The sequence below is a fragment of the Roseomonas sp. F4 genome (genome assembly GCF_053891155.1).
The window spans coordinates 211953-236380 of the sequence record NZ_JBSSHK010000001.1; the positions used below are offsets into that span (position 1 = coordinate 211953).

Here is a 24428-nt window from a genome sequence, read left to right on the forward strand (position 1 = left end):
GGACGCGGTTGCCTGAGGAAAACAAACAGATGCGCGTGCTCGTCACCGGCGGGGCCGGTTACATTGGGTCGATGCTGGTTCCCGCGCTTCTCGCCCGCGGCTGGCAGGTCACCGTCTTGGATACATTTGCCGCCGGCGAGCCTTTTCTGGCCCATTCCTGCGCCGATCCGAATTTCACCCCCGTGCGGGGCGATTGCCGTGACATGCGGGTGGTGGAGCCCTTGCTGCGCGAGGCCGATATCGCCATTCCGCTCGCCGCCCTGGTCGGCGCGCCGCTCTGCGCGCGCGACGAGATCGGCGCCAGCACGCTGAACCGCGACGCGGTGCGGGACCTGGTGAAGCGTGCCAGCCCGAACCAGCTGATCGCCTATCCCACCACCAATTCCGGCTACGGCGTGGGTGAGGGCAATGCCTTCTGCACGGAAGAAACGCCGCTGCGCCCGGTCTCGCTCTATGGCCGCACCAAGGTGGATGCGGAGGAGGCGGTGCTGTCGCATCCCAACTCCCTGTCCTTCCGCCTCGCAACCGTCTTCGGCATGGCGCCGCGCATGCGGCTCGACCTGCTGGTGAACGACTTCACCTGGCGCGCGGTGAACGATCGTGCGGTCGTTTTGTTCGAGGCGCATTTCCGCCGCAACTACATCCATATCCGGGACGTGGTGAAGGCGTTCATGCACGGCATCGACAATGTCGATGCGATGCGCCAGCAGGCCTATAATGTGGGGCTGTCGGAAGCCAACCTGTCCAAGGCGCAGCTCTGCGACCGCATCGCCAAGCATGTGCCGGGCTTCGTCTGGCTGGAAGCGCCGGTGGGGGAGGACCCCGACAAGCGCGACTACGTCGTCTCCAACGACAAGCTGGAAGCGACCGGCTGGGCGCCAGACCACGGTCTGGACAAGGGCATCCAGGAACTCATCAAGGGCTACCGCATGCTGCGCAACGGGCGCTTTGCCAATGTCTGAGGTGAAATCCCGCATGGTTGTGCCGCCGCCCGGCGTGATGCTCGATATGACCTGCCGTTGCTGCGGCGGGCATCGCGTGGAGCTGGTGATCGACCTGGGCGACCAGCCGCATTGCAACCGCCTGGTGCGCCCGGACCTCGCCCCGGGGGTGGAGCCGCATTACCCGCTGCGCGTCGGCTTCTGCCGCGACTGCAGCATGGTGCAGATCGACCATACGATTCCCAAGGAATCGATGTTCACCGACTACCCCTACGTCTCCGGTACCACCAAGACGCTGCCGGCGCATTTCCTGGCGACCAGCCAGCGTATTGCCGCCGCCTATGATGTGAAGGCGGACGACCTCGTCGTCGATATCGGCAGCAATGACGGCACCTGGCTGAAGCAATGGGCCTTCAGCGGCGCCCGCGTGCTGGGCGTGGAAGCGGCCGGCAATGTGGCGAAGCTGGCGCAGGACGCGGGCGTGCCGACCTGGCACCGCTTCTTCAACGCCGCATGCTGCGCCGACATCCTGAAGCAGCACGGCCCGGCCAAGGTCATCACCGCCGCCGGCGTGTTCTTCCATCTGGAGGAGCTGCACAGCGTCGTCGAAGGCATCGCGAGCCTGCTGTCGGATGACGGCGTCTTCGTGGTGCAGGCGATCTATCTCGGCGGCATGGTGGAGAACACTGCCTTCGATCAGGTCTATCACGAGCACCTCTGCTACTACACGCTGAAGTCGCTCTCCGCCTTGCTGGAACAGCATGGGCTGGAGGTGTTCGAGGCCAGCCTGGTCGACATCCATGGTGGCTCGATCGAGGCGCATGTGACACGCAAGGGTGTGCGCCCGGTGGGTGACAGCGTGCGAGCCATGCAGGCAGAGGAAATCCGCAAGGGCTTTGGCAAAATCGAGACCTATCGCCACTTCGCCGACAATGTGCTCGACCTGCGCAAGCGCCTTGTCGCGCTGCTCGAAGGCTACAAGAGCGCCGGGAAGTCGGTCTGGGCCTATGGCGCGCCGGCCAAGGGCGCGACGCTGCTCAACAGCTTCGGCATCGGTCCCGACCTGGTGCAGAAGGCGGTCGAGAAGAATCCGATGAAGGTCGGCCTCGCCATTCCCGGCGTGCGCATTCCGATCGAAGCGGAGGAAGGCGCGCGACCGGACGCCTACCTCGTCCTCGCCTGGAATTTCATCAATGAGTTCCTGGTGAAGGAGCGCGAATACCTGGCCGGTGGTGGCGAACTCGTGGTGCCGATTCCGAAGGTGCATGCCTACGGAAAGGAGTCCGCGTGACCCTGCCGCCCGCGGTTCTCGTCTGGGGCGCCAGCGGCTTCATCGGGCGCAACGTGGTCGATGCGCTGGCCGGCCAGGTGCCAATGGTGGTTGGCGTGACAGCCTCCGGTGCCCCTGTGCCGGGCTGCACCATGACGGTCGCGGCCGCGGCGGTGGATGGGTTGCCGGCATTGCCGGAAGGCACAGCGATCATCCATGTCGCGGCCTTCCGCTACTATGCCTCCCAGTTTGGCAAGCAGCAGGAAGCCATCCTCAGCGCCAATCTGGCGATGACCGAGCAGGTCTACCGCTTCGCCATGGCGCGCGGCATTTCTGAAATCCGCGCCGCCTCCTCCTCCGCCGTCTATCCGGCGAGCTGGGCGGTGCAGGATGATGCGCTGCCGCTCGACCTGAATGACTGGCCGCATGATGGCGAGGCCGCCTATGCCTGGTCCAAGCGCTGGGGCGAGATCACCGGCGAGTTGTGGCGCCGCCGCGCCGGCATCAGCACGATCAGCTTCCGCCTGACCAATCCATACGGCCCGCATGACACGCTGGATGAGGCGGAGGCGCATGTCGCCACCGCCTTCGTCATCCGCGCCGCCGGCGACGCCCCGGAATTCGAGGTACGTGGCGACCCGGATGCCGAACGCGATTTCATCTATGCGGGCGACGCCGCCCTGGCTTTCGTCGAATCGCTGAAGCTGCGCGGCGTGACGGAAGCGGTGAACCTCGCCTTTGGCGAGACCCGCACGGTGCGTGACCTGGCCGAATGCGCCATGCGCGCGGCGGGCCGGCAGCGCCCCATCAAGCTGACCTCGCCGCCGGCCGCCGGCAATCGCGGCGTGAAGGTCCGCCGCGCCACTGCCACAAAGTTGCGACAGGTTCTGCCGGGCCTCGCGCCGTTCCGCCCCTTGGATGACGGCATGGCTGCAACCCTTGCCTGGTATCGCGATGCCCTACGCCGATAGTCCGACCATCATCCTCGGCGCCGACGGTTTTCTCGGCCGCAACCTTGTCGAGCGATGGACCGCCGAGGGTTGGCCGGTCCACGCCGTCGGCCGCGCCGCCGGCGACTTCACCGATGCTGCCGTGGTCGATCGCGTCTTCCGCGAGGCGCCGAAGGCTGGGCGGATTTTCCATGCCATCACCAAGCAGCGCACCGGCCAGATTCAGTTCGGCATTCAGGGCGAATTGCTGCGCGACAATGCCCGCATTCATCTGAACGTGCTCGACGCCTGGCGGGCGCATCAGCCGCAGGCGAAGCTGGTTTCGCTCGGCTCCTCCTGCACCTATGCCGAGACCGATCATGCGACGCCGGAGACGGAATTCGGCATCGGCCGGCCGCATCCTTCCGTGCAGGGCTACGCCCTGGCGAAGGAGTTGCTGGCGACGGGCTGCGAGGTCTTCGGCAAGCAGTACGGCATGTCCTGGCTGCATTGCGTGCTCGCCACCGTCTACGGCCCGTATGCCCATACCGAGGACAACCGCGCGCATTTCATGGCTGCGATGATCGACCGCGCCATCCGCACGCAGGCGAGCGGCGCCACGGAATTCGAGGTCTGGGGGAACCCGCGCACGGTCCGCGACCTTCTGCATGCGCATGACCAGATCGACGCCATCATCGCCGCCGATGCGGCCTTCTCCGATTGCGTGCTGAACGTGACCCCGAACGCGCCGGTCGAGATCGGCGAATGCGCGCGTGCCATCCTGGCGGCGCTGCACTGGGATGCGCGCATCGTCAGCCCGCCGGGCTCCTTCCAGGGCGCTGGCTACAAGAGCCTCGATTCCAGCCGCTTCCTGGCGAAGACCGGCTGGCATCCGAAGTTGAGTGTGGAACAGGGCGTCGCGCAGATCCTCGCGGCCCATAAGGCAGAGACGTCCCGCCCATGATGACCGTCTCCCGCACGCCGCTGCGTGTGTCCTTCTTCGGCGGCGGCACCGACTACCCCGAGTATTTTGCGCGCGCGCGTGGCGCCGTTCTCGGCATGGCGATCGACCAGTACGTCTATGTCGCGGCGCTGCGGCTGACCAATATCCTCGACTACCGCTACCGCATCTCCTACTCCAAGATGGAACAGGTGACGGAGCTGGATGCGATCGAGCATCCCGTGGTGCGGGAAGCGATCCGGCATTACGGCTATGGCAGCCCGCTCGATATCTCCATCATGGCCGACCTGCCGGCGCGCAGCGGCCTGGGCTCCTCGTCGAGTTTCACCGTCGGCTTCGTGAACCTACTGTTCGAACTGCTGGGCCGTGGCGCCACCAAGATGGATCTGGCGCGGGAGGCGGTGCATGTCGAGCGCGGTCTGCTGGGCGAGAATTGCGGCGTGCAGGACCAGCACCACGCCGCCTTCGGCGGGCTGAACCGCTTCGATTTCGAGGGCAGCCGCACCCGCATCAGCCCGATCCAGATGACGTCGGACTGTCAGGCGGCGCTCACCACCTCGCTCTTCCTCGTCTATACCGGCATGACCCGCTTCGCCTCCGCGACATTGGAGGAGCAGATGGAGAAGACGAAGTCCGGCGCCTCCGACAAGGACCTCACCCATCTGCTGGCGCTGGTCGATCAGGCGCAGACGGTGCTGGAAGGCAGCGATCCCGAAGCCATGCTGCGCGAATTCGGCGCCATGCTGCATGAAGGGTGGGAGACGAAGAAGCGCCTGTCCTCCAAGGTCTCCTCGCCCCAGATCGATGCCCTGTATGACAAGGCGCGCGCGGCCGGCGCGCTGGGCGGCAAGCTCTGCGGCGCGGGCGCCGGGGGCTTCCTGCTGATGCTGGTGCCGCCGGATCGCCAGCCCGGCTTCCGCGCGGGCATGGCCGACCATTCCCTGATCCCGGTCGGTCTGGACACATTGGGCGCCACCATCCTGAGGGGTTGATTCCATGTCGGCTCCAGCGCATTCGGCCAGGCCGGTCCCCGGACCCGGTGGACGCAGCGTTCTTATCCTGGACAGCGATCTGTTCGGGCAGGTGGGTGGTGGCCAGTCGGTCTACCGGCGAATCATCGAACAACGGCCGCAGGACGCGTTCTTCTACTTCCGCCGCGATGAAGCCGCTGATGCGCCACGCCCTGGCAATGCCTTCGGCATCCCGCTGACCTGGCATCTGACGCCGGTGCCGCAGGCGGTGCCTGCGGCACAACGGCATTTTCTCTGGGTCTGGCACATCGCGCGCAACATGGCGCAGTCCGTTGCCGAGACCCTCGGCCGGGTCGATTTCGACGTCGTCGATGCCCCGGACTACGCCCAGATCGGGCCCTTCATCCGTCCCGCCTTGGCCCTGGAGCAATGTCGCGTCGGCGTCGTCGCGGTCTCGCTCCATGGCACGCTCTCCGATGCCTTCCGCGGTGGCTGGCCGGGCGGCGGCGATCAGGCCTCGGCGCTGGCCGAGTTGCGGCTGCGCGAAAGCCTGCAGTTCCGTGGCGCCGATGCGCGCTATGCGATCAGCCGGCGCTATGCCGCCGCCTGGCGGCGCAGGGCGCCGCTGGAGGTGAATCACCTCGACCCCCTCGTCGTCACCGGCGCGCCGGCCCCACGGCCAGCATCGCGTGGGGAAGGGGCGCCGGACCTTGTCTTCGCGGGACGGCGGGAGAAGTGGAAAGGTCCTGACCTTTTCATCGACGCCGCCTGGTGCCTGCCGCCGGATCTCTACCGGCGCCTTTTGCTGATCGGACCCGATGGGCCAAACCGGACGGGCGTGGGATCGGAAGCCACGCTGCGAAGCGTCGCGCGTCTGCGTGGCCTGGAGCATCGGCTGGAGATGCCCGGTGGGCTGTCATCGACGGCGATGCAGGCGCAATTCCAGGACCGCACGCTGCTGCTGGTGCCCTCGCGCCACGACACCTTCAACCTGACGGCGCTGGAAGCGCTCTGCGCGGGCTGCCCGACGGTCGTCTCCGACCGGGCTGGCGTGTCGGACTGGCTGCGCGAGCAATTGCCCTCCCTGGATTGGACGGTGTCGGCGATCGACTGTTCCCGCGGCCTGGCCGATACCGCGGAGACGATCCTGCGGGACTATGATGGCCATCGCGACGCGCTGGCGGAGGCTTTGCAGCGGGCCGCGCTGCAACCGGATCATGCCTCGCTCTCGGGCATCCACCTGCCCGGCGGCGCCACGGATGTCAGGGCGCGGGAAGCCGCCATTGAACTCGCGGCGCAGCTTGCGCCGGGTCTGGTCGATGCCCGCACGAATCCCCGGCTGCGGGCGAAGACCGCGATGCGGCAGGGCGTGCACAGTTTCGGTGGCTGGGTCCGGGCGGTGGCGGGTCCGCGGTCCGGGGTCCTGCTTCCGGCGGAAAGTCGCGCGCGCATCCGCGCCGTGCTGTCCGCGCCGGGGCTGATGGGGAAGGGCGCGGCCCTGGCCTGGCAGCTTCGAGACGTCGTGGGCACGCAACTCGGGCGGCACAGCAGCTCCTTCAACCGGATCAATGACCTGCTGGCCCGATCCAGGCAGCTGCACGGCCTGTCCGCCCTGCCGCAGAGCATGGCGAAGCTGCGGGATATGCCCGACCGCTCGGCGAAGGAGGCCGAGGCGAAACTACGGTATCTCACCAGCCTGGTGCCGAGCCACCGGGCGGGCCGCCTGGCCCTGTTCCGGGAAATGGCCCGTCTCGAACGACGCCTGGGCAATCCACTGACCGCGGCGACCTATCTGCTGCGGACTCTGCGCTGGACCGGGCAGGATGCGCGGGGCGATCTGCCCTTCATCGTCCAGACCCTGCGTGACCACAGCTTCCGCTATGAGGCGGAGACCTGCGCGGCGATGTTCGACGGTGCGGAAGACAGCCGCGATCGCTGCCTGGCGCTGATGCGGGATGCCTATCAGCGCAACCTGTCCAAGCCTGAACTGCCGCTGGCACAGCTCGATGACCGGCGGGGCGAGTCTCGGCCGCGCGCGGCGGTCATCGTTTCCCTCTACAACGCGGCGGACAAGCTGCCGACGCTGCTCGCCATGCTGGCGCGCCAGACCTTGGCCCGGCAGGGCGGGGTCGAGGTGATCCTGGTCGACAGCAATTCCCCGGCCGATGAGCACGGCGCTTTCGCGCGGTTTGCCGCCGAACATCCGGATCTGCCGATCGTCTATGCCCGCTCGGCGGAGCGCGAGACCATCCAGGCCGCCTGGAACCGCGGCATCCGTCTGGCGCGCGCACCCTACCTCGCCTTCCTCGGCGCCGATGAGGGGCTGCATCCGGACGCGCTGCGCATCCTGGCCGAAAAGCTGGACGAGGAGGCCTCGACCGACTGGGTCATGGCCGACAGCATCGTCACCAATGTCGATCGGCACGGCGTCTACGATTCCGACATCATGCCCTATGACCGCACCGGCTTCCGGCAGGACAAGGTCTATCTGGAGACCTGCTACCTCTCCTGGGTTGGTGCGCTGTATCGCCGCTCCATCCATGAGCGCTTCGGCTGGTATGATGAGAGCTACCGAGCGGCCGGTGACACGGAGTTCAAGAACCGTGTCATGCCGCATATCCGCAGCGCCCATGTTCCCTTGCCGCTCGGCGTGTTCAACAACTACCCCGAGGAGCGCACGACGCAGCATCCGCGCGCGGAGATCGAGGATCTGCGCGCCTGGTATCTGTGGCGCACACCCGCGGGCATGGATTATGCCTTCGCCAGGCGGCCGGTGGCGGAAGCGGTGGAGCTGCTGCACGACTGCTTCGGCTATCGCAAATCCTATTGCGGTCACCTCTCCACGGATTACGACCTGGCCGAGGCGATGTCGGACCATCTGATGCGGCGCGCGGATGCCCCGGACTTCGCCGCGGCCGCCTGGCAGGAAAGCCGTCGCGCCATCGCGCTGCTGCGGGACTTTGAGGCCCCGCCCGATATGGAGGAGCGGGCCGGCTTCGCCATGTCCAGCGGCATCTGGGGTCTCGGCCGGTTGCGCGATGCGAACGCACTGGCGCATCGTCAGCAGAGCCGGATCGGTCTTCCGGCGCTGCCGCGCTTCGATGTCTTCAACGACAACCGCTATGAGCAGCATTGGTGGTCATGGAGCGTCGGATGAGCCTCCGGCGCCGCTGAGGCAGGGCTATCGCAGCCCTGCCTGCACACGATTGACCGTGGTGGCGACCAGCAGCGCCGCCACCACGGGCATGATCCAATAGGCTAGCGCCGGCAGAGCCCCCGCCAGGCCAAGCCACAGCCCGAGCGCCCCGAACAGCAATGCGCGGTCGCTTTTGCCCAAGGGCCCGTCATAGCGGCGCTCCGCGCCCAGCACCCCGGCGAATTCGGAAATGACGGAGAGCACGGCGACGGTGCCAACCCAGCCTGGGCCGAAGGGCGCGATCAGCGCGAAGGGGGCGATCAGCGCGGCGTCGGAAACGACATCGCCCAGCTCGTTCAGATAGGCGCCGAGGCGGCTTTTCTGCCCGTGTTCCCGCGCCAGCATGCCATCCACGGCATTCAGCCCCATCCGTATCAGCAGCCAGAGGGGCAGGAGCAGGAACCAGACCGGCGAGGCCAGCAGCAGCGCCCCGCCCAGCGCGACGGAGCCGATCGCGGCGGCCAGCGTCACCTGATTGGCGGTCACGCCGGCGGCGGCCAGGCGCGCGACCAGCGGGCGCAGCAGCGCCTGGAAGCGCGGCTTCAGGCTGTAGAGGCTCATGCTTTGGGCTCCAGCGCGCGCACCGCGGCCTCGCAGCGCGCCGCGACCTGGGCCCAGCCGGCGCGGTCCTGCGGGGTGTCGGCGAAGGACAGCGGCGGGCCAATGTACAGATGCAGCTTGCCGGGCCGGGGCAGGCGGCGCTGGGGCGGCCAGGCCGCGTGGGCGCCTTCCAGCCAGCAGGGCACCACCGGCACGGGGGACCCGGCGACGAAGGCGCCGAGGCCGGGCTGGAAGGGCGCCATGGCGCCGTCGCGCGAGCGGGTGCCCTCGGGGAACAGGATGAAGACCAGCCCATCCTCCTCCAGCCGCGCGCGCAGCGTCACCAGATCCTTCGGGCGAGTGCGGCGGCGCCAGACCGGCAGGGCGTTGATGGCATAGGCGGCGAAGGCGGCCATGGGGGTGGAGGTGAAGAAGGTGTCGCCGGCCGCCAGCGCATGGGCACGCCGCGCCGCCGGGCCGCGCAGGGCGGCGCCGACCGCCAGCGCGTCCAGATGGCTCGCATGATTGGCGACGATGACGAAGGGCGGGGCGGGCAGATGGGCGCGGCCCGTCACCGCGAAGCGGTGCATCACCGCCATGTAGAGCCGCACCAGGCGCCGCCACAGGCTCTGCAACAGGCTGCCGACCAGCCCAGCCTCCCGCCCATGGCTGCGCAGCCGCTCGGCGGGGGCCAGGCCAAGGTCGCGGGCGGGCTTGAGTTTCCAGTCGGTCATCAGGGGCCGCCCGTCATCAGCCGCGTCGGCGCCGACAGACCCCAGCCATTGAAATAGCCGATCAGGTGGAAGGCGGCGGGGGCCACCAGCAGCAGGCTGTTGAAGCGATCCAGGATGCCGCCATGGCCGGGCAGCAGCACGCCCATATCCTTGATGCCGATGTCCCGCTTGATCGAGGACAGCATCAGGTCCCCCGCCTGCCCGCCAATGCTGACCAGCGCGCCGAGCAGAATCAGCTTCCAAGGGCTGTCCATCGGCGTGCCCTCGAAAATCAGGCCGGCGACGAGGGCGACCACCGCGGTGGTGCAGACCAGCGCGCCGAGGGCGCCCGAGATGGTCTTGTTCGGGCTGGTCGCCGGCAGCAGCTTTCGGCCGCCCATCAGCTTGCCGCTGGTGAAGGCCGCCACATCGTTCAGCCCGACGGCGAGCACCAGCAGCAGCAGCAGCGGGCGGTAGCCTGGCTCATTCGCCATATAGCCGAGATGGGCGAGGCCGGCGCCGAACAGCATGTAGCCGAAGATCGCCAACCCCGTGCGCTGGATATAGCCCGAAGGCCGGTCGAGCGGGATGGAGGCGATGGCGATCACCGTGACGGTCAAGGGCCAGAGCGCCACGAAGAAGCCGTACCAGTGATCCAGCGCCGCGAAATTCACCGCGACGACGCCGGCCACCACCACCGCCACCAGCACATGCTCGCGGAACAGCCCTGTGGCGCGGTCGTACTCCCGCAGGCAGGCGAGGCCGAGCAGCGTGACGGCGGCGATCACCCATTCGCGGCCCACCAGAATCGGCGCCATGATCAGCGGCAGCAGCACGGCCCAGGAGGCAAGGCGCAGCCACAATTCGCGGCGCAGCGCCGGGCCGGCGCGGCCTGTGACGGTCAAGGCGCCGATCACCGCGGCGGCCAGCAGCAGAATGCCGAGGGTGGCGGCAACCAGCCCGCGCGTTACCGGATGGCCGAAGGCGATGTCCCATCCGCTCATCGGCGGCGGTGCTCCCAAGATGTTCGTGCCAGCATGGCGGAGGCGAGTCCGCCCGGATAGCGGTGCGGCCGGTCACAGTGTTTCCATCGGCTGCGCGATATGGCCTGCTGCGCGGATCAGATCCGACCGGAGTCCGCGCGCCCATGACCAGCCGCCCCCGCACCATCCTGGTCACCGGCGCCGCCAGCGGGATCGGTGCCGCCTGCTGCCGGGCGCTGGCCGGGCCGGGCACCGCCATTCTCGTGCATACGCGCAAGAACGCCGCGGGGGCGGAGGCGGTGGCGCAGGCGGTGCGCGCGGCGGGTGGCGTGGCGGAGGTGATGCTGGGTGACATCGCCGATCCGGCCTTGCCGGCGGCCCTGGTGGCGCGCGCCCAGGCCTGTTTTGGCGGGCTGGATGTGGTGGTGGCCAATGCCGGCTTCGCCGACCGCACGCCCGTGGCCAGCCTGACCGAGGCGGGCTTCGCGCAGTCGCTGGACACGGTGCTCTGGGCCTTCCTGCGCCTGGCGCAGGCGGCGATGCCGGTGCTGGCGCAGGGGGAGGCACCGCGGCTGGTCGCCATTTCCTCCTTCGTCGCGCATGTGTTTCGGACCGATGCGACGATCTTTCCCGCGACGGCGGCGGCCAAGGCGGGGGTGGAGGCGCTGGTCCGCGCCCTGGCGGTGGAGGCGGCAGCCAGCGGCACCACGGTGAATGCGGTAGCGCCGGGCTTCACACAGAAGGACGCCACCGGCCACAGCGCCATGACGCCGGCGCAGTGGGACGCGGTGCGCGCACGCATCCCGCTCGGCCGGCTAGGCACGCCGGCCGATGTGGCGCAGGCGGTGGCCTATCTCGCCTCACCTGGCGCGGGCTATGTCACCGGCCAGGTGCTGCATGTGAATGGCGGGTTGATTTAGCGACCCCTGTTACCGCCCGGGGCCAACTCCGGCGAGCCGCACCAGCTCCGCCCCCGCCGCGCGTTCGCGGGTGATGATGGCGGCGAATTCGGCGGGGGTATTGCCGATGCCGTTGAAGAAATTCGGCGCCAGCGCGCGGCCCACGAATTCCTCATTCGTCACCACGCGGCGCACCGCGGCGGCCATCGCTTCCGCGATCGCGGGTGGGAGCGCACCTGGCGCTGAAAGTCCCCACCAGGCGCCGCCATAGGGGAAGTCGAAGCCGAGCTCGGCCATGGAGGGCGTGTCCGGCAACTCCGCCAGCCGTCGCGATCCCAGCACCGCCAGCGGGCGGATGCGCCCGCCGCGGATCAGTGGCATGGAGAGCGCCATGGCGCCGTAGCTGGCCTGCACCCGGCCCGCCACCAATTCGCGGAAGGCATCGCCGATGCCGCGGAAGGGCACATGCTCCATCGCAAAACCCTCCTTCGCCTTCAGCCACTCGAACAGAAGTTGCTGCGCGGAGCCGACGCCGGAGGAGCCATAGTTGATATCCGTCCTGCCCTTCGCCCAGGCGATGAAGGCGCGCAGGTCGCCGGGCGGCACTTCCGGGCTGCCGACCAGCACGCTGGGCGCGGAGGCGAGCTGCGTGACCGGCAGCAGGGAGGCGAAGCGGGCGAACAGCTCCGGCTCCGCATGCGGCATGGTCGCCATGGATTCGATATTGACCGCACAGAAGGTGGTGCCGTCAGGCGCCGCCGTCGCGCAGGCTTCCAGCCCGATCACGCTGTTGCCGCCGGGGCGGTTTTCCACGATCACCGGCTGGCCGAGATCCTGGCGCAGCCCCTCCGCCACCGCGCGCACCAGAATGTCCAGGTTCCCGCCCGGCGGCTGCGGCACGATGATGCGCATGGGCCGGCGCGGCCAGTCCGTGCCCTGCGCGAATGCGGGTGCAGCGAGCAGAGCTGTGGCGCCCGCGCAGAACCCGCGGCGGCTGATGTTCTTCATTGTTGTTTCCTCCCTTCGTTGGGGCGTCTCAGCTTTCGTCGGCGACCGGGTTGCGCAGCAGGCCGACGCGGTTGATCTCCACCTCCACCACATCGCCGGGCTTCAGCCACAGCGGCGGCGTGCGCTTGGCGCCGACACCGCCCGGTGTGCCGGTGGCAATCACGTCGCCCGGCTCCAGCCGCGTGAAGGTGGAGCAGTATTCGATCTGGCGCGGGATATCGAAGATCATCTGGCCGAGCAGCGCATCCTGCACCACCTGGCCATTCACCCGCGTCTGCAGCCGCAGATCGTCCAGCGCGCCGACCTCGTCCGGCGTCACCATCCAGGGGCCGAAGGGGCCGGTCTCCGGAAAATTCTTGCCTGGCGTGAACTGGTGCGTGTGGCGCTGCCAGTCGCGCACGCTGCCGTCGTTGTAGCAGGCATAGCCCGCAATCTGCGCGAAGGCGTCGCCGCGCGCGACGTGGCGGCAGGAGGTGCCGATGATGACGGCGAGTTCGCCCTCGAAATCGAAATCGGTGGAGACCTTCGGGCGCAGCAGCGGCGCGAGATGGCCGGTCTGGCTGTTGGTGAAGCGGGTGAAGACGGTGGGGTTCTCGACTTCGGAGCGTCCCGTTTCCTTGCGATGGGTCTCGTAGTTCAGGCCGATGCACAGGATCTTGTCGGGGTTCGGGATCACCGGCAGCCAGGTGATCTCCGCGAAGGGAATTTTCGCGCCATCGGCCTGCGCGGCCTCCGCCACCGCGCCGGAGGCGATCAACGATTTCAGGTCGGGGAAGCGGGCGCGGAGCGTGCCAGCCTCGGTGACGAAGTCGTCGCCGACGAGGCCCCATGTCGCCGTGCCGGCATGCGTAAAGCTTGCGAGTTTCATGCGTATTCCCCTTCGAGTAAGTGCAGCAGATGGTCGAGCGTCGCGGCATCCGCGGCGACGCCGTAGACGTAATGGTCGGGCCGGATGATCGCGGCCTGGACGGCGTGGCGTGCGAACCAGGCGGCGAGCAGGCCGTCCTGCTCCTCCACCTCATCGAGGCGCAGCGTGGCGAAGGGCGCGGTGACGCGCGGCGCGCCGGCGGCCAGTACCAGACGCCAGCCATGGCCGAGGATTCGGTCCATCAGCACCCAGTCCTCGCTTTGGCGCAGGCGCGGCTGCGGGAAGAGCGTGCCTTGCGCGGGATGCGCGGGCGTTGCCAGAAATCCGCTGGCGAGCGGCGGCACGATTTCCTGCCGCGTCACCACCGGCGCGCGGCCACCGCCCTGCGCCAGCAGCGCCGCATCGCGGGCGCGGGCGGCGGCGGGATCACGCTCGCAGATCTGCCGGCCGATCGCCTTGATGCGCGCGGTCAGCGTGCGGACATGCTCGGCGCGCTCCACTTCGTAGCTGTCGAGCAGCGCATCCGGCGCGCCGTCGCGCACGGCGGCCAGCTTCCAGACGAGATTGGAAACGTCGCGCAGCCCCTGGCACATGCCCTGGCCGATGAAGGGCGGCTGCTGGTGCGCGGCGTCACCGGCGAGGAAGACGCGGCCCTGGCACCAGCTTTCGGCGACCAGTGCGTGGAAGCGATAGCTGGCGGCGCGCCACAGCGTCGCCTCGCCGGGGTTCAGCCAGCGTGAGAGCAGGCGCCAGACCTCGGGTTCGGTCTGCATCCGCGCCGGATCCTCGCCGGGCAGCAGCATGATCTCCCAGCGCCGGTGATTGCCCGGGCCGATAATGGCGGTGATGGGGCGCGCGGGGTCGCAGTGCTGGGCGGCGGTGGCGGGCAGGCGGGCGAGTGCTTCCTCGCCCACCAGCATGTCCACCACCAGCCAGGGCTCGTCGAAGGCGAGATCGACGAAGCCGATGCCGAGCGCCTGGCGGGTGAAGGAGGAGGCGCCGTCGCAGGCGATGACCTTGGCGGCCGTGACCTCTTGCAGCCCCGATGCGTTGCGCAGCGTCAGCGTCACGCGCGCCGCATCCTGCGTGATGCCCACAAGCTCCGTGCCGAGCTCGACCGTCACCCCGGGCTGCGCCACGGCATGGGCGCGCAGCACCGCCTCCACCGGCGGCTGGGTGAAGACCATGGTCGGCGTAAAACCCATGGGATAGGGCGGCGGCACCATGTCGATGCGGCGGATCAGCTGGCCGTCCACGCCAAAATGCTCGGAGGCGGGGAAGGGCGCGGTATGCGGCAGCACCTGGTCGGCGATGCCCATATTGTCGAAGAGCCGCAGGATCTCGTGGTCGATCGCGATGGCGCGCGGCTTTGGATAGATTTCCGTGCTGCGATCGATCGCCAGCGTGCGGAAGCCGGCCTGGCCGAGCAAGCCGGCGGCCACCGCGCCGGCGGGGCCGAAGCCGACCACCACCACATCGAAAGCCGCGCTCATGCCGCGGCGAACCGGATGGCGAGCTGGGCGCGCTTGGTGGCGTCCGGCTTGGGTGGCGCGAGGCCCCATTGGTCCGTGCGGCCAGGCGGCCAGACCCATTCGGTGGGGCCGCGCAAGACGTGGTCGTCATCCACCTGCTGCACCTCCGCCGTGTATTCCACCACGATGCCGAAGGGATCGATGAAGTAGGCAAAGACATTGTCGCCCGGCCCGTGCCGTCCGGGACCCCAGGCGATGGGATGGCCGCCATCGATGACGCGGCCGGCGCCGCGCATCACCGGCTCCCACCCCGCCATCTGGAAGGCGACGTGGTTCAGCCCGTCATGCGGCGCCTCCGCCAGCACCACGGCGTGGTGGTCGCTGTTGCAGCGTTCGAAGGCCATCAGCTTTGATCGGTCGGTGAGCTGGAAGCCGAGGCCGGATTCGAAGAAGCGCGCGGTGGCATCGACGTCGGCGCAATTCAGGTTGACATGCGCCAGCCGCTCCGGCCGGTCCACCGAGGGCGTTTCGGGCGCGCGCGTCTCATCGCCGGTGAGGATGCGGAACACCGCGCCAAAGGGGTCGCGCAGCGTGGCGCCGAAGCCGCCGCCAGGTTCGGCGATGGCCGCTGGCGGCGATAGCAGCGTGGCCCCCGTCGACTGGGCGCTGGCCAGCACGGCGTGCAGCGCCTCGCCATCCGCGGCCCGGAAGGTCACGCTGCGGATGGCGGCCTCTGACGCCGCGTGCAGCGCCAGCACGTGATGATCCGCGCCGGTCGCGCGCAGCCACAGCGAGGCGGCGTCGCGCGCCACCACGGTGAGTCCCCAGGTCGCGGTATAGAAGCGCTCCGCCAGCGCTAGGTCCGGCACCAGCAGGTCGACGCTGCGCAGCGCGGTGATGGGGAAGCGTGTCATGCCGGCAGTCCCAGGAAGGCGAGGGCGTTGTCCCGCAGCAGCGCCTCACGAGCCGCACCGGATTCCAGCACTTCGGCGATGCGGCCCACGGGGTCATTCTCGCGGAAGGCGAAGGGGTCATCGGTGCCGAGCAGGATCCGCTCCGCACCCATCACGCCCAGCAGATGCCGCAGCATCGGCGCGTCGAAGACCAGCGCATCGACATAGAAGCGTCGCGCCTGGGCGCTCGGTGCTTCCTCGATGCTGTCGCGCAGAGCGGGAAAGGTGTGCCAGGCCTGTTCCAGCCGTGGCAGCAGGCTCGCCAGCGTGCCGCCGCCATGGCTGAAGCACATCCGCAGCGCGGGATGGCGCAGCATCAGGTTCGAGGTGATGACGGAAGCCGCGGCCAGGCCGATCTCGCTCGGATAGCCCAGCGCCTGCTGCAGGTTTTTCGGGCCAACCAGCCGGTCCATGCCCGCGGGCCGCACCGGATGCACCAGCACCGCCATGCCGAGTTGCTCGGCGGCGGCGAAGAAGGGGCGCAGCGATGCGTCGCCGATCACCGTGCCACTGACGTTGCTGCCGATCTCAACGCCGGCAAAACCCAACACCTCCTTCGCCCGCCGCATCTCTGTCAGCGCTGCGTCCAGGTCCTGCATCGGCAGGGCGGCGAGACCAATGAGGCGTCCGCTGGAGGCCGCCACCATCTCCGCCGTCGCGTCGTTCACATGGCGCAGCAGCGGCACGGCGGCCTCCACCGGCATCCAATAGGAAAACAGCTCCGGCATCGGCGAGATCGCCTGGCGTGCCAGGCCCTTCGCATCGAGGTCGGCGAGGCGCAGCGCCACGTCCCAGCAGCGCGCGGCGACGGTGCGATAGGGTCTGTTGTCGATCATCACATGCCGCTGGCCGCCCTCCACCGGCGCCATGCTCGGCCAGCCGGGCAGGTCGCGCGCCGGGAAGGCGCCGGGCACCACATGGGCGTGGATATCGATGGGGCCGGCCGGTTGGGCCATGGTGTTTCCTCGCGTCTGGCCCATGGATGATGGATAAGCTGACGTCTGTAAAGAGGAATGTATATATTTTGCGGATGACACGTCCCTGTGTATATCTGTCGCCAGCATGAGCAGCCCCTCCACCCACGCCTCCTCCGTCTTCGAGCGCATCCGCGCCGACATCCTGGCCGGCCGCCTGGCGCCCGGGCGGCGGCTGCAGATCAAGGCGATGATGGAGAGCTACCAGATCGGCCAGACGCCCTTGCGGGAGGCGCTGAACCGCCTGAGCGCGGATGGGCTGGTGCATTGCTCCGACCAGCGCGGCTTCACCGTGCCGGGCATCAGCGCGGCGGAGCTGCTGGAACTGACCAAGACCCGCTGCTGGCTGGAGGAGCGCGGCCTGCGCGAATCCATGGCCGCCGCGACGGTGGAATGGGAGGAACGCCTGCTTGTCGCCGGCCACCGCCTGGCCCGCACGCCGCGCGGCCCGGATGGGGAGGCAGCGGCCGAGGATGCGGCCTGGGAAGCGCGGCACCGCGATTTCCATCGCCTGCTGGTCGGCGGCTGCGGATCCTCCTGGCTGATCGGCTTCTGCGACCAGTTGACGGACCGCCACCAGCGCTACCGCAAGCTGGCTGCGCGCCGGGCCTTTCCGCGCCGGGATGTGGAGGCGGAGCACCAGGCGATCCTGGATGCGGTGCTGAAGCGCGATCCGGACCGTGCGGTGGCGCTGCTGACGGCGCATTACACGCAGACGGCGGAAATTATCCTGGAGGACGACACGATCTTCCCACCCGGTTGACGCGCGGCCCCGCCACGGCGGAGGCTGCCTCGAACCAGGGAAGGAAACCGGCGATGATCCATGTGCTCGCCTTCATCACCACGAAGCCCGGGATGCGCGAGGCCGTGCTGACCGAAATGCGCGCCAATATCCCCGCCGTGCTCGCCGAGGAAGGCTGCCTGGAATACGGCCCCGCGATCGACGCCGAGGGCATCGGCGCCATCCAGACCGCGATCGGGCCGGACAGCTTTGTCGTGGTGGAGAAGTGGTCCAGCCCGGCGACGCTCGCCGCCCACGGCGCCGCGCCGCATATGAAGGCCTATGGCGCCAAGGTGCGGGACATGGTGGCCAGCCGGGTCATTCATGTGCTGAGCCCGGCTGGGTGATCCCGGCCGGCGTCAATCCAGGCTGACCCGCCCCTCCCGCACCACTACGGTCCATTTCGCCACCTCGGCCCGCACAAAAGCGTCGAAATCGGCGGGGGTGGTGGCTTCGACGGTAAAGCCCTGGGCCGCAAAACTGTCCTGGATCTCGGGGGAGGTCATGGCGCGCGCCACCTCCGCATGCAGCCGTGCCAGCACCGGGGCCGGCGTGCCGGCGGGGGCGAACAGGCCCTGCCAGGAGGTCGCGGCGAAGCCCGGCAGCCCGGCCTCCTGCATCGTCGGCACTTCGGGCAACAGCGGGTGGCGGGCCGGGGAGGTGACGGCGATGGGGCGGATGGCGCCGGCGCGCACCTGCGGCAGGGCCACCAGGAAATCGGCGAAGGCGGATTGCACCTGGCCGGCGATCAGGTCGGTCAGCGCCTGGGCGGAGCCGCGATAGGGCACATGCGTCAGCTCCACCTTCGCCGCCTGGCCGAACATCACCCCGGTCAGATGCATGGAGGTGCCATTGCCCGGCGTCGCATAGGTCAGCCCGCCATTCGCCGCCTTCGCCGCCGCGATATAGCCGGCCAGGTCCTGCGCGGAATGGTCCTTGTTCACCACCAGGATCAGCGGCGCGGAAACCACGCGGGACAGCGGTGCGAAGGCGGTCGCGGGGTCATAGGGCAGGTTGCGGAACAGGCTGCCGGCGATGGCATTGCTGCCGGTCACGCCCATCAGCAGCGTGTGCCCGTCCGGCGCGGATTTCGCCACCATATCCGCGCCCACCGTGCCGCCGGCGCCCGGGCGGTTTTCCACCACCACGGTCTGGCCGAGCGCCGTGGTCAGCTTCTCCGCCAGCCGACGCGCCAGCACATCGGTGCTGCCGCCGGGCGGGAAGGGGACGACGATGCGCAGCGGGCGGCTCGGCCAGGACTGCGCCAGGGCCGGCGCCGTGAGGCTCGCGGCGAGAGCGGCGCCGAGGGCACGACGGGTAAGGGTCATTTTGTGAAGCTTCCCTGTTGTTGCGCGGGGCCCCAGCCGCCCCCGCCCGCGGTTTCGAGAATGAAGCGTTCCCCCGCCGCCCAGGCGATGCGCGCCTTGGAGGGCAGGGGATGGGGTGTGCCGTCCGCCCGGATCAGCCGCGCCGCCGCCGGGGCGCCCGGACCGCCGCCCTGCGCACCTGGCGCGCCGGCCAGGTGCCGTTCGCCGCGATAGGAGATTTCGGCGGTGCCCGAGAGCAGGCGATAGACACGCCGCACCCCGTCGCCGCCCGGATGCTGCCCCGCACCGCCGGAGCCACGCCGGCGCTCGATCGCCTCGACGCGGATCGGCGCCACGGATTCCAGCATCTCGGCAGGCAGGTTGCGGGCGTTGGAGACATCCGCCGAGAGGCCCGGCAGCCCTGGCCCATCCGGCCGCCCGCCGGACCCGCCGGCGACGATTTCGGTAAAGATCCAGCGTCGGCCGTGGCCATCGGTGCCGCCGATGGAGAGCACCACCGCCACCCCCGCATTGGGCGCGGCGGCGGGGACCGGGGAAAGCCGGGCATGGGCGGCGAAGAGCGCGTTGCAGGCCAGCTTCACCGTCGCCGTGCGGGCATTCACCGCGGCCGGGAAGCGCGGATTGACCACGCTGCCCTCCGGCAGATGCAGGTCCAGCAAGTTCAGCAACCCATGATTCGCCGCCGCCCCCGGCGCGATGCGGCGCAAAAGGCAAAAGCAGGCGGCCAGAAGGCCGGAGGGCGCGGCATTCACCGGCCCTGCCGTCTGTGGCGCCGATCCGGTGAAATCGACCGACAGTCGGGGCCCCGGCAGGCGCTTCAGGGTGACGCGGATGGGCACGGCGCCGGCGCTGAGGCCATCGCCTTCCAGCGCATCCTCGGCACTGGCCTCGCCTTCTGGCAGGGCGTCCAGCGCGGCCGCCAGCAGGGCGCGGGAGCCCGCCAGAAGCGCCTCGCAGCCGGATGCAAAAGCCTCGGCGCCCATGGCGGTGGCGAGCTGCGCCACCTCCCGCGCCGCCAGCGACACGGCAGCCCATTGCGCGGCCAGGTCGCCCGCCAGCATGTCCGGCGTGCGGGTATTGGCGGCGAGGATGGTGGCGATGCCGGCATCCTCCACCCCCGCATGCCGCCACTTCACCGGCGGCAGGCGCAGCCCTTCCTGGAAGATGTTCTGGGCATCCGGCGGGACGGAGCCGGGGGCGATGCCGCCGACATCCTGGTGGTGCAGGATGGTGGCGGCGAAGGCCACCACCTGGCCCTGTGCGAAGACGGGCCGCGCCAGGATCAGATCCGGCAGATGCGTGCCGCCGGACCAGGGATCGTTCAGCAGCAGGCCGTCGCCTTCCGCCAGCGTGTTAGGCGGGAAGGCGCGGCACAAAGCGGCGATGGCGGGAATCATGCCGCCGAGCAGCAGCGGCAGCGAATTGCCCTGGGCCAGCACGCGGCCATCCGCCAGGAAAAGGGCGGCGGCGCAATCCATGCCCTCCCGCGCCACGGGGGACAGGGCGCTGGCCAGCAGGCTGTCCTGCATGCGGTCGGCGACGCTTTCGAGCGCCAGATGCAGGATTTCGCGGGCGGCGGCCTCGGCGAGGCTCATGGCGCGGCCTCCAGCAGCAGGGCGCCATCGTCGCGCGGGCTGGCGCGCCAGCCCGGCGGGATGCGGAGCGTGGCATCCGGCCCATCGCGCAGCACCGTGCCATCCGGCAGCTGGCGCGATCGGGTGGGCGGTGGTGCGGGCGGCGCGGGTGGCAGGCCGAGCGCGGCCTCCGCGACGCAGCGCAGACCCAAAATGCGCTGCGCGCCGCCGGGCGCATGGCCGCGTAGCAGGGCATGGGCGGCGTCGAAACGCGCCGCCAGGGCCTCCGGCGGCTCGCCCGGGGTCCAGGCCAGGGTCAGCGGCTCCGACTGCCCGGCATAGGCCATGGCGAGGCTGTGGCGCGGCGTGGCGGGGCAGCCCCAGGCTGCGAGCCGGGCGGTCAGCGCCGCCGCCTGGGCGGTCGCCTGCGGCTCCAGCGTTGCGATATCGGCCAGGGACAGGTCGCAGGGCGCCTCCAGGCTCGCCGCCGCCGGGGCCAGGGCCAGGCCGAAGGCGGAGAGCAGTCCGGGGGCGGGCGGCACCAGCACGCGCCGGGCGCCGATGCGGGCGGCGATGGCGGCGGCATGCAGCGGCCCGGCGCCACCGCCGGCCACCAGCAGGGCGCGGGTCGGGTCAAGGCCTCGGCGCAGCGCGATGCGGCGCAGCGCATCCGCCACCTTCGCCTCCGCCAGTTCCAGCACAGGCGCGACCTCCGCCGAGCCCAGCGTGGCGGTGAGTGCGGCGCGGGCGGCCCCTGCATCCAGCTGCAACCCCGGCAGCGTGCCCGGCAGCCAGCCCGCCACCAGCGCCGCATCGGTCAGCGTCGCCGCCGTGCCGCCACGGCAGGCCGGGCGCGCGTGGGCGCCGAAGCGCAGCCTGCCGCCGTCGAGCGTGACCGTGGTGCCGCCGCCAAGGGTGAGGCATTCCACATCCAGCGCCGGGCAGCGCAGCCGCAGCGTGCCGAGGCCGATTTCCCGCGCCGTGAGCGGCGCGCCGGCGCGGACCAGGCTGACCTCCGTGGTGGTGCCGCCCATATCCAGGCCGAGGGCGTCCTCGCCCTGCGCCCAGAAGGCAACGGCGCGTGCCCCTGCGGCTGGGCCGGACAGCGCCAGGCCGAGGGGTTGCACCAGCGCCTCCGCCAGCGGCGCCAGCCCGCCCTCCGCGCGCAGCAACCACGGGGCGGGCAAGACCCCGTCGAAGCGCCCGGCCAGCAACGGCTTCAACGCAGCATCGGCCAGCGTGGCGAGTGTGCGTTCAAACTCGCGCAGGCCCGGATCGACGCGGTGCGAAAGCGACAGCGGCAGTTCGGGGCGCATCGCGGTGACAGTTTCTGCCACGACCAGCTCATGGTCTGGATTCAGTGGCGCGAAGAGCAGGCTGATGGCGACGGGCGTGTGTGCCGGCAGAGTGGCGATCTGGGCGCGAAGCGCTTCCAGATCGTCGAGCGGCTCGACCTCCGCGCCCGTCGCATCGATGCGGCCGCCAACTTCGATGCGCAGCGCCGCGGGCGACAGGTTTGGTGGCGTGGGCGGCGGTGGCCTTTCGTCCATCGGGTCGCGCTTCGATTGCCGTCCGAGATCCGACACATCGACAAAGCCGCGCGTCGCCACCAACGCCACCGGCCCGGCCCGGCCGCTGACCAGGGCGTTTGTTGCGAGCGTGGTCGCGATGCGAAGCTGCGCGACCTGCGTGATACCAGCTTCCGTCAGCAATGCGCCGATGGCTTCGGCCAAGGGCGCCGTGGAAGCGGGATGTTTCAGCATCCGCGGCGGGCCGTCCGGCGCGCTCGCAAAAAGGTCAGAAAAATCGCCGCCGAGATCGATGGCGACGGTCCAGCCCGGCATCAGTGCGACCAGCGCGTCGGCGCGAAGGGCGAAAGATCGATCTCCGGATCGCGGCCGGCGACCAGATGCGCGATCTCGCGCCCCGTGCTGGCGGCGCCGCACATGCCGATATGGCCATGGCCGAAGGCGAACCAGGCATTGTCCACGCGCGGCGCCCGGCCGATCACCGGCAGGCTGTCCGGCAGGCAGGGGCGATGGCCCATCCATTCGCTGGTCTGGCTGGTATCCAGATGCGGAAACATTTCGCGCCCGCGGGCCAGCAGCATGGCGGCGCGCCGAAAATCGGGCGCGGCATTGAGCCCGGCAAATTCGACGGAACCGGCGAGGCGAAGACCCATCCGCATGGGGTTCACCATCAGATTGTGTTCCACCGCCATCACGGTGTGGCGCAGCACCAGGTTGTTGCTGCCGACCGTCACGTGATAGCCGCGCTGCGTCTCCAGCGGAATGCGCGGGCCGAGCTGGTTCGCGAGTTTCGCGGACCAGGCACCGCCGGCCAGTACCACGCCCTCCGTCTCCAGCGTCTCGCCGCCTTCCAACTCCAGCGCATGGACGGAGCCGCCCTTGACGCGGAAGCCTGCGACGCGGGCGCGATGCACGCGCGCGCCGTCGCGTTCGCATTGTTCGAACAGCGCGCGCGTCATCGCGGCGGGATCAAGCGTGCTGCCATTCTCGGGGGCCAGAATGCCGAAGCGGAAGCGGCCCTTCAGGTCGGGCTCCAGCGCGACCAGCTCGTCCTCCGCCACATCGCGCATCTCGACACCGAGGGAGCGCCGCAGATTCATCCCCCAGGCCCATTGCCGCGCGGCCTCGGGGCCTGAGTAGACATAGAGACAGCCGCTGCGGCGCATCAGACCGTTGGCATTGGCGCGTTGCAGCAGCGGCTCGTAGCAATCGAAGATCGGCGCCAGAAGGCCGCGTAGCGCGGTGGCGATGCGTACCACCTCCTCCCGCGACGAATGCTTGAGGAAACGCGTGAGCCAGGGCGCGACGACGGGCGCGTACCACCAGCGCACGGCGAGCGGCCCGAGTGGATCGAGCAGCCAGCCCGGCACCTTCTTCCACATGCCCGGCATGCCGACGGGCAGACAGGCGGAAGGGGAGAGCGAGCCGGCATTGCCGAAGGAGGTGGCCTCCGCCGGGCCAAGCGGATCGACGAAGGTGACCTGATGCCCGTCGCGTTGCAGCCAGGCCGCGGTGGCGGTGCCGACGATGCCATTGCCGATCACCGCGATGCGCATGCTGGGTCCCTGAGGCCTGGCGGTGTTCGAAGACCGAACCGCTGTGCGAATGCTAACCCGCGTTTGGCGCGGCGCGCAACGACCCAGCGCGCGTTCCATGCGACACCAAAGTCATAACAATTGCGGTGCCAGGTCCGCGGCCTGCGCGCGCAGCAATGGCAGGAAGCCGTCTCGCAGCGCCGTTGCCGTGCCACGTTCGCTGTGCATGCCGATGTTCAGCGCGGCGACCACGCGCCCATCATGCCGGCGCAAGGGCACGGCGAGCGACCGAAAGCCCTGCTCGGCTTCCTGGTCCACCAATGCAAAGCCGTCGCTGCGCGCCTTGGCGATGCGCTTGCGGATGCGGGAGGGGGCGAGTTCCGTCTGCGGTGTGACGGCGAAGGGGGGATGCTGGGACAACAGCGCGTCCATCTCCTCCTGCGGCAATCCGGCCAACAGCACGCGGCCCAGCGCGGTGCAGAAGGCGGGCAGGCGGAGCCCGACCATGGTGGTGAGATTGAGCAGCCGCGCCGGCTGGCCATAGGCGATGAAGACGATGTCGCCGCCATCCAGCACCGCGGCGGAACAGGGCGCGCCGACCTCGGCGCTCAGCCTTTCGCAGCGCGGTTGCAGAATGGCCGACAATCCATTGGCGCCGAGATAGCCGGAAGCGAGCCGCAGCACCCGCGGCGTCAGTCGGAACAACCGCCCATCGCTTTCCACATGACCGAGCGTGACCAGCGTGTGCAGTGCGCGGCGCACCGTGGCGCGGGGCAGGTCCACGACGCGCGCCGCCTCGGCCAGTGTCATCTGCCGACGCTCCGGCCCAAAGGCCTGGAGCACGGCCAGGCCACGCGCCAGGGCCTCCAGAAAATCCGGACCATGGCCGGCGGCCTCGCGGCGTTCCGCATCCCCGGCGTTCAGACGCGGCATTGGATTCCCATTCCCTCAATCTCCCGCTTGTCGTCGGCGCGCGGCTTTGGCACTCTATCGCACAGGTGTT

General features: G+C 69.7%; 22 protein-coding genes. 9 read left to right on the top strand and 13 right to left on the bottom strand.

What is annotated here, in order from left to right:
• Nucleotides 1–29 precede the first annotated feature (29 nt).
• From ACVFYP_RS01025 to ACVFYP_RS01050, 6 genes are read left to right on the top strand one after another with little or no spacing between them, the layout of a single operon-like run.
• Complete coding sequence (locus tag ACVFYP_RS01025; RefSeq protein ID WP_499198256.1) at nucleotides 30–962, top strand: NAD-dependent epimerase/dehydratase family protein; 933 nt, start codon at nucleotides 30–32, stop codon at nucleotides 960–962.
• On the top strand, nucleotides 955–2232 hold the full coding sequence (locus tag ACVFYP_RS01030) for a class I SAM-dependent methyltransferase (protein WP_499198257.1): 1278 nt from the start codon (nucleotides 955–957) through the stop codon (nucleotides 2230–2232). The genes ACVFYP_RS01025 and ACVFYP_RS01030 overlap by 8 nt, the downstream gene beginning before the upstream one ends.
• Nucleotides 2229–3182, top strand: coding sequence for an NAD-dependent epimerase/dehydratase family protein (locus ACVFYP_RS01035; protein WP_499198258.1), 954 nt, complete (start codon nucleotides 2229–2231; stop codon nucleotides 3180–3182). The genes ACVFYP_RS01030 and ACVFYP_RS01035 overlap by 4 nt, the downstream gene beginning before the upstream one ends.
• Nucleotides 3166–4104 (top strand): NAD-dependent epimerase/dehydratase family protein, encoded by a 939-nt coding sequence (locus ACVFYP_RS01040; protein ID WP_499198259.1) that lies wholly within the window; start codon nucleotides 3166–3168, stop codon nucleotides 4102–4104. Before ACVFYP_RS01035 ends, ACVFYP_RS01040 begins: the two co-directional genes overlap by 17 nt.
• Nucleotides 4101–5093: a GHMP family kinase ATP-binding protein gene (locus ACVFYP_RS01045; RefSeq protein WP_499198260.1), complete on the top strand. Its 993-nt coding sequence runs from the start codon at nucleotides 4101–4103 to the stop codon at nucleotides 5091–5093. Before ACVFYP_RS01040 ends, ACVFYP_RS01045 begins: the two co-directional genes overlap by 4 nt.
• Before the next feature lie 4 nt (nucleotides 5094–5097).
• A complete protein-coding gene (locus ACVFYP_RS01050) occupies nucleotides 5098–8229 on the top strand; it encodes a glycosyltransferase (protein WP_499198261.1) in 3132 nt (1043 codons plus the stop codon).
• Between the two features lie 24 nt (nucleotides 8230–8253).
• On the opposite strand, the gene ACVFYP_RS01055 is transcribed toward ACVFYP_RS01050, so the two are convergent.
• From ACVFYP_RS01055 to ACVFYP_RS01065, 3 genes are read right to left on the bottom strand one after another with little or no spacing between them, the layout of a single operon-like run.
• Entirely contained in the window at nucleotides 8254–8829 is a 576-nt protein-coding gene (locus ACVFYP_RS01055) for a CDP-alcohol phosphatidyltransferase family protein (RefSeq protein ID WP_499198262.1), read from the bottom strand.
• Nucleotides 8826–9542 (bottom strand): lysophospholipid acyltransferase family protein, encoded by a 717-nt coding sequence (locus ACVFYP_RS01060; RefSeq protein ID WP_499198263.1) that lies wholly within the window; start codon nucleotides 9540–9542, stop codon nucleotides 8826–8828. Before ACVFYP_RS01060 ends, ACVFYP_RS01055 begins: the two co-directional genes overlap by 4 nt.
• Nucleotides 9542–10525, bottom strand: a complete 984-nt coding sequence (locus ACVFYP_RS01065; RefSeq protein ID WP_499198264.1) for a phosphatidate cytidylyltransferase — start codon at nucleotides 10523–10525, stop codon at nucleotides 9542–9544. Before ACVFYP_RS01065 ends, ACVFYP_RS01060 begins: the two co-directional genes overlap by 1 nt.
• 143 nt (nucleotides 10526–10668) lie before the next feature.
• Here ACVFYP_RS01065 and ACVFYP_RS01070 point away from each other — a divergent pair, with 143 nt between their 5' ends.
• The gene (locus tag ACVFYP_RS01070; protein ID WP_499198265.1) at nucleotides 10669–11424 is read left to right on the top strand and encodes an SDR family NAD(P)-dependent oxidoreductase; all 756 of its coding nucleotides are present in this window, start codon (nucleotides 10669–10671) and stop codon (nucleotides 11422–11424) included.
• 9 nt (nucleotides 11425–11433) lie between these two features.
• On the opposite strand, the gene ACVFYP_RS01075 is transcribed toward ACVFYP_RS01070, so the two are convergent.
• The 5 genes from ACVFYP_RS01075 to ACVFYP_RS01095 are packed head-to-tail and all read right to left on the bottom strand — an operon-like array spanning nucleotide 11434 to nucleotide 16660.
• A complete protein-coding gene (locus ACVFYP_RS01075; protein ID WP_499198266.1) occupies nucleotides 11434–12411 on the bottom strand; it encodes a Bug family tripartite tricarboxylate transporter substrate binding protein in 978 nt (325 codons plus the stop codon).
• Nucleotides 12412–12439: 28 nt separating this feature from the next.
• A complete protein-coding gene (locus ACVFYP_RS01080; protein WP_499198267.1) occupies nucleotides 12440–13279 on the bottom strand; it encodes a fumarylacetoacetate hydrolase family protein in 840 nt (279 codons plus the stop codon).
• Entirely contained in the window at nucleotides 13276–14772 is a 1497-nt protein-coding gene (locus ACVFYP_RS01085; protein ID WP_499198268.1) for a bifunctional 3-(3-hydroxy-phenyl)propionate/3-hydroxycinnamic acid hydroxylase, read from the bottom strand. The genes ACVFYP_RS01080 and ACVFYP_RS01085 overlap by 4 nt, the downstream gene beginning before the upstream one ends.
• Entirely contained in the window at nucleotides 14769–15665 is an 897-nt protein-coding gene (locus tag ACVFYP_RS01090; RefSeq protein WP_499198269.1) for a VOC family protein, read from the bottom strand. The genes ACVFYP_RS01085 and ACVFYP_RS01090 overlap by 4 nt, the downstream gene beginning before the upstream one ends.
• The gene (locus ACVFYP_RS01095; RefSeq protein WP_499198270.1) at nucleotides 15662–16660 is read right to left on the bottom strand and encodes an amidohydrolase family protein; all 999 of its coding nucleotides are present in this window, start codon (nucleotides 16658–16660) and stop codon (nucleotides 15662–15664) included. The genes ACVFYP_RS01090 and ACVFYP_RS01095 overlap by 4 nt, the downstream gene beginning before the upstream one ends.
• 106 nt (nucleotides 16661–16766) lie before the next feature.
• On the opposite strand from ACVFYP_RS01095, the gene ACVFYP_RS01100 reads away from it, so the two are divergent.
• Together ACVFYP_RS01100 and ACVFYP_RS01105 are read left to right on the top strand one after the other, a co-directional pair.
• Nucleotides 16767–17441 carry a GntR family transcriptional regulator gene (locus tag ACVFYP_RS01100; protein WP_499198271.1) on the top strand — a complete coding sequence of 225 codons (675 nt, stop codon included), beginning with the start codon at nucleotides 16767–16769 and terminating at the stop codon, nucleotides 17439–17441.
• A gap of 53 nt (nucleotides 17442–17494) precedes the next feature.
• Nucleotides 17495–17806, top strand: coding sequence for a putative quinol monooxygenase (locus ACVFYP_RS01105; RefSeq protein WP_499198272.1), 312 nt, complete (start codon nucleotides 17495–17497; stop codon nucleotides 17804–17806).
• Nucleotides 17807–17818: 12 nt separating this feature from the next.
• Here the strand turns inward: ACVFYP_RS01105 and ACVFYP_RS01110 are convergent, their stop codons facing one another.
• The 5 genes from ACVFYP_RS01110 to ACVFYP_RS01130 form a co-directional block, all read right to left on the bottom strand.
• The gene (locus tag ACVFYP_RS01110) at nucleotides 17819–18787 is read right to left on the bottom strand and encodes a tripartite tricarboxylate transporter substrate binding protein (protein ID WP_499198273.1); all 969 of its coding nucleotides are present in this window, start codon (nucleotides 18785–18787) and stop codon (nucleotides 17819–17821) included.
• A complete protein-coding gene (locus ACVFYP_RS01115; protein WP_499198274.1) occupies nucleotides 18784–20382 on the bottom strand; it encodes a hydantoinase B/oxoprolinase family protein in 1599 nt (532 codons plus the stop codon). Before ACVFYP_RS01115 ends, ACVFYP_RS01110 begins: the two co-directional genes overlap by 4 nt.
• Complete coding sequence (locus ACVFYP_RS01120; RefSeq protein WP_499198275.1) at nucleotides 20379–22205, bottom strand: hydantoinase/oxoprolinase family protein; 1827 nt, start codon at nucleotides 22203–22205, stop codon at nucleotides 20379–20381. The genes ACVFYP_RS01115 and ACVFYP_RS01120 overlap by 4 nt, the downstream gene beginning before the upstream one ends.
• A complete protein-coding gene (locus ACVFYP_RS01125; RefSeq protein ID WP_499198276.1) occupies nucleotides 22205–23446 on the bottom strand; it encodes an NAD(P)/FAD-dependent oxidoreductase in 1242 nt (413 codons plus the stop codon). The genes ACVFYP_RS01120 and ACVFYP_RS01125 overlap by 1 nt, the downstream gene beginning before the upstream one ends.
• Before the next feature lie 111 nt (nucleotides 23447–23557).
• The gene (locus tag ACVFYP_RS01130) at nucleotides 23558–24358 is read right to left on the bottom strand and encodes an IclR family transcriptional regulator domain-containing protein (RefSeq protein ID WP_499198277.1); all 801 of its coding nucleotides are present in this window, start codon (nucleotides 24356–24358) and stop codon (nucleotides 23558–23560) included.
• Nucleotides 24359–24428 lie beyond the last annotated feature (70 nt).

Excerpts from the sequence above, each read along its gene's own strand:
- ACVFYP_RS01065 (WP_499198264.1), bottom strand. The coding sequence starts at position 10,525 with ATGAGCGGATGGGACATCGCCTTCGGCCATCCGGTAACGCGCGGGCTG.
- ACVFYP_RS01095 (WP_499198270.1), bottom strand. The coding sequence starts at position 16,660 with ATGGCCCAACCGGCCGGCCCCATCGATATCCACGCCCATGTGGTGCCC.
- ACVFYP_RS01040 (WP_499198259.1), top strand. The coding sequence starts at position 3,166 with ATGCCCTACGCCGATAGTCCGACCATCATCCTCGGCGCCGACGGTTTT.
- ACVFYP_RS01050 (WP_499198261.1), top strand. The coding sequence starts at position 5,098 with ATGTCGGCTCCAGCGCATTCGGCCAGGCCGGTCCCCGGACCCGGTGGA.
- ACVFYP_RS01110 (WP_499198273.1), bottom strand. The coding sequence starts at position 18,787 with ATGACCCTTACCCGTCGTGCCCTCGGCGCCGCTCTCGCCGCGAGCCTC.
- ACVFYP_RS01120 (WP_499198275.1), bottom strand. The coding sequence starts at position 22,205 with ATGCCGGGCTGGACCGTCGCCATCGATCTCGGCGGCGATTTTTCTGAC.
- ACVFYP_RS01070 (WP_499198265.1), top strand. The coding sequence starts at position 10,669 with ATGACCAGCCGCCCCCGCACCATCCTGGTCACCGGCGCCGCCAGCGGG.
- ACVFYP_RS01130 (WP_499198277.1), bottom strand. The coding sequence starts at position 24,358 with ATGCCGCGTCTGAACGCCGGGGATGCGGAACGCCGCGAGGCCGCCGGC.
- ACVFYP_RS01055 (WP_499198262.1), bottom strand. The coding sequence starts at position 8,829 with ATGAGCCTCTACAGCCTGAAGCCGCGCTTCCAGGCGCTGCTGCGCCCG.
- ACVFYP_RS01085 (WP_499198268.1), bottom strand. The coding sequence starts at position 14,772 with ATGAGCGCGGCTTTCGATGTGGTGGTGGTCGGCTTCGGCCCCGCCGGC.
- ACVFYP_RS01105 (WP_499198272.1), top strand. The coding sequence starts at position 17,495 with ATGATCCATGTGCTCGCCTTCATCACCACGAAGCCCGGGATGCGCGAG.
- ACVFYP_RS01060 (WP_499198263.1), bottom strand. The coding sequence starts at position 9,542 with ATGACCGACTGGAAACTCAAGCCCGCCCGCGACCTTGGCCTGGCCCCC.
- ACVFYP_RS01125 (WP_499198276.1), bottom strand. The coding sequence starts at position 23,446 with ATGCGCATCGCGGTGATCGGCAATGGCATCGTCGGCACCGCCACCGCG.
- ACVFYP_RS01115 (WP_499198274.1), bottom strand. The coding sequence starts at position 20,382 with ATGAGCCTCGCCGAGGCCGCCGCCCGCGAAATCCTGCATCTGGCGCTC.
- ACVFYP_RS01080 (WP_499198267.1), bottom strand. The coding sequence starts at position 13,279 with ATGAAACTCGCAAGCTTTACGCATGCCGGCACGGCGACATGGGGCCTC.
- ACVFYP_RS01025 (WP_499198256.1), top strand. The coding sequence starts at position 30 with ATGCGCGTGCTCGTCACCGGCGGGGCCGGTTACATTGGGTCGATGCTG.
- ACVFYP_RS01090 (WP_499198269.1), bottom strand. The coding sequence starts at position 15,665 with ATGACACGCTTCCCCATCACCGCGCTGCGCAGCGTCGACCTGCTGGTG.
- ACVFYP_RS01030 (WP_499198257.1), top strand. The coding sequence starts at position 955 with ATGTCTGAGGTGAAATCCCGCATGGTTGTGCCGCCGCCCGGCGTGATG.
- ACVFYP_RS01045 (WP_499198260.1), top strand. The coding sequence starts at position 4,101 with ATGATGACCGTCTCCCGCACGCCGCTGCGTGTGTCCTTCTTCGGCGGC.
- ACVFYP_RS01075 (WP_499198266.1), bottom strand. The coding sequence starts at position 12,411 with ATGAAGAACATCAGCCGCCGCGGGTTCTGCGCGGGCGCCACAGCTCTG.
- ACVFYP_RS01100 (WP_499198271.1), top strand. The coding sequence starts at position 16,767 with ATGAGCAGCCCCTCCACCCACGCCTCCTCCGTCTTCGAGCGCATCCGC.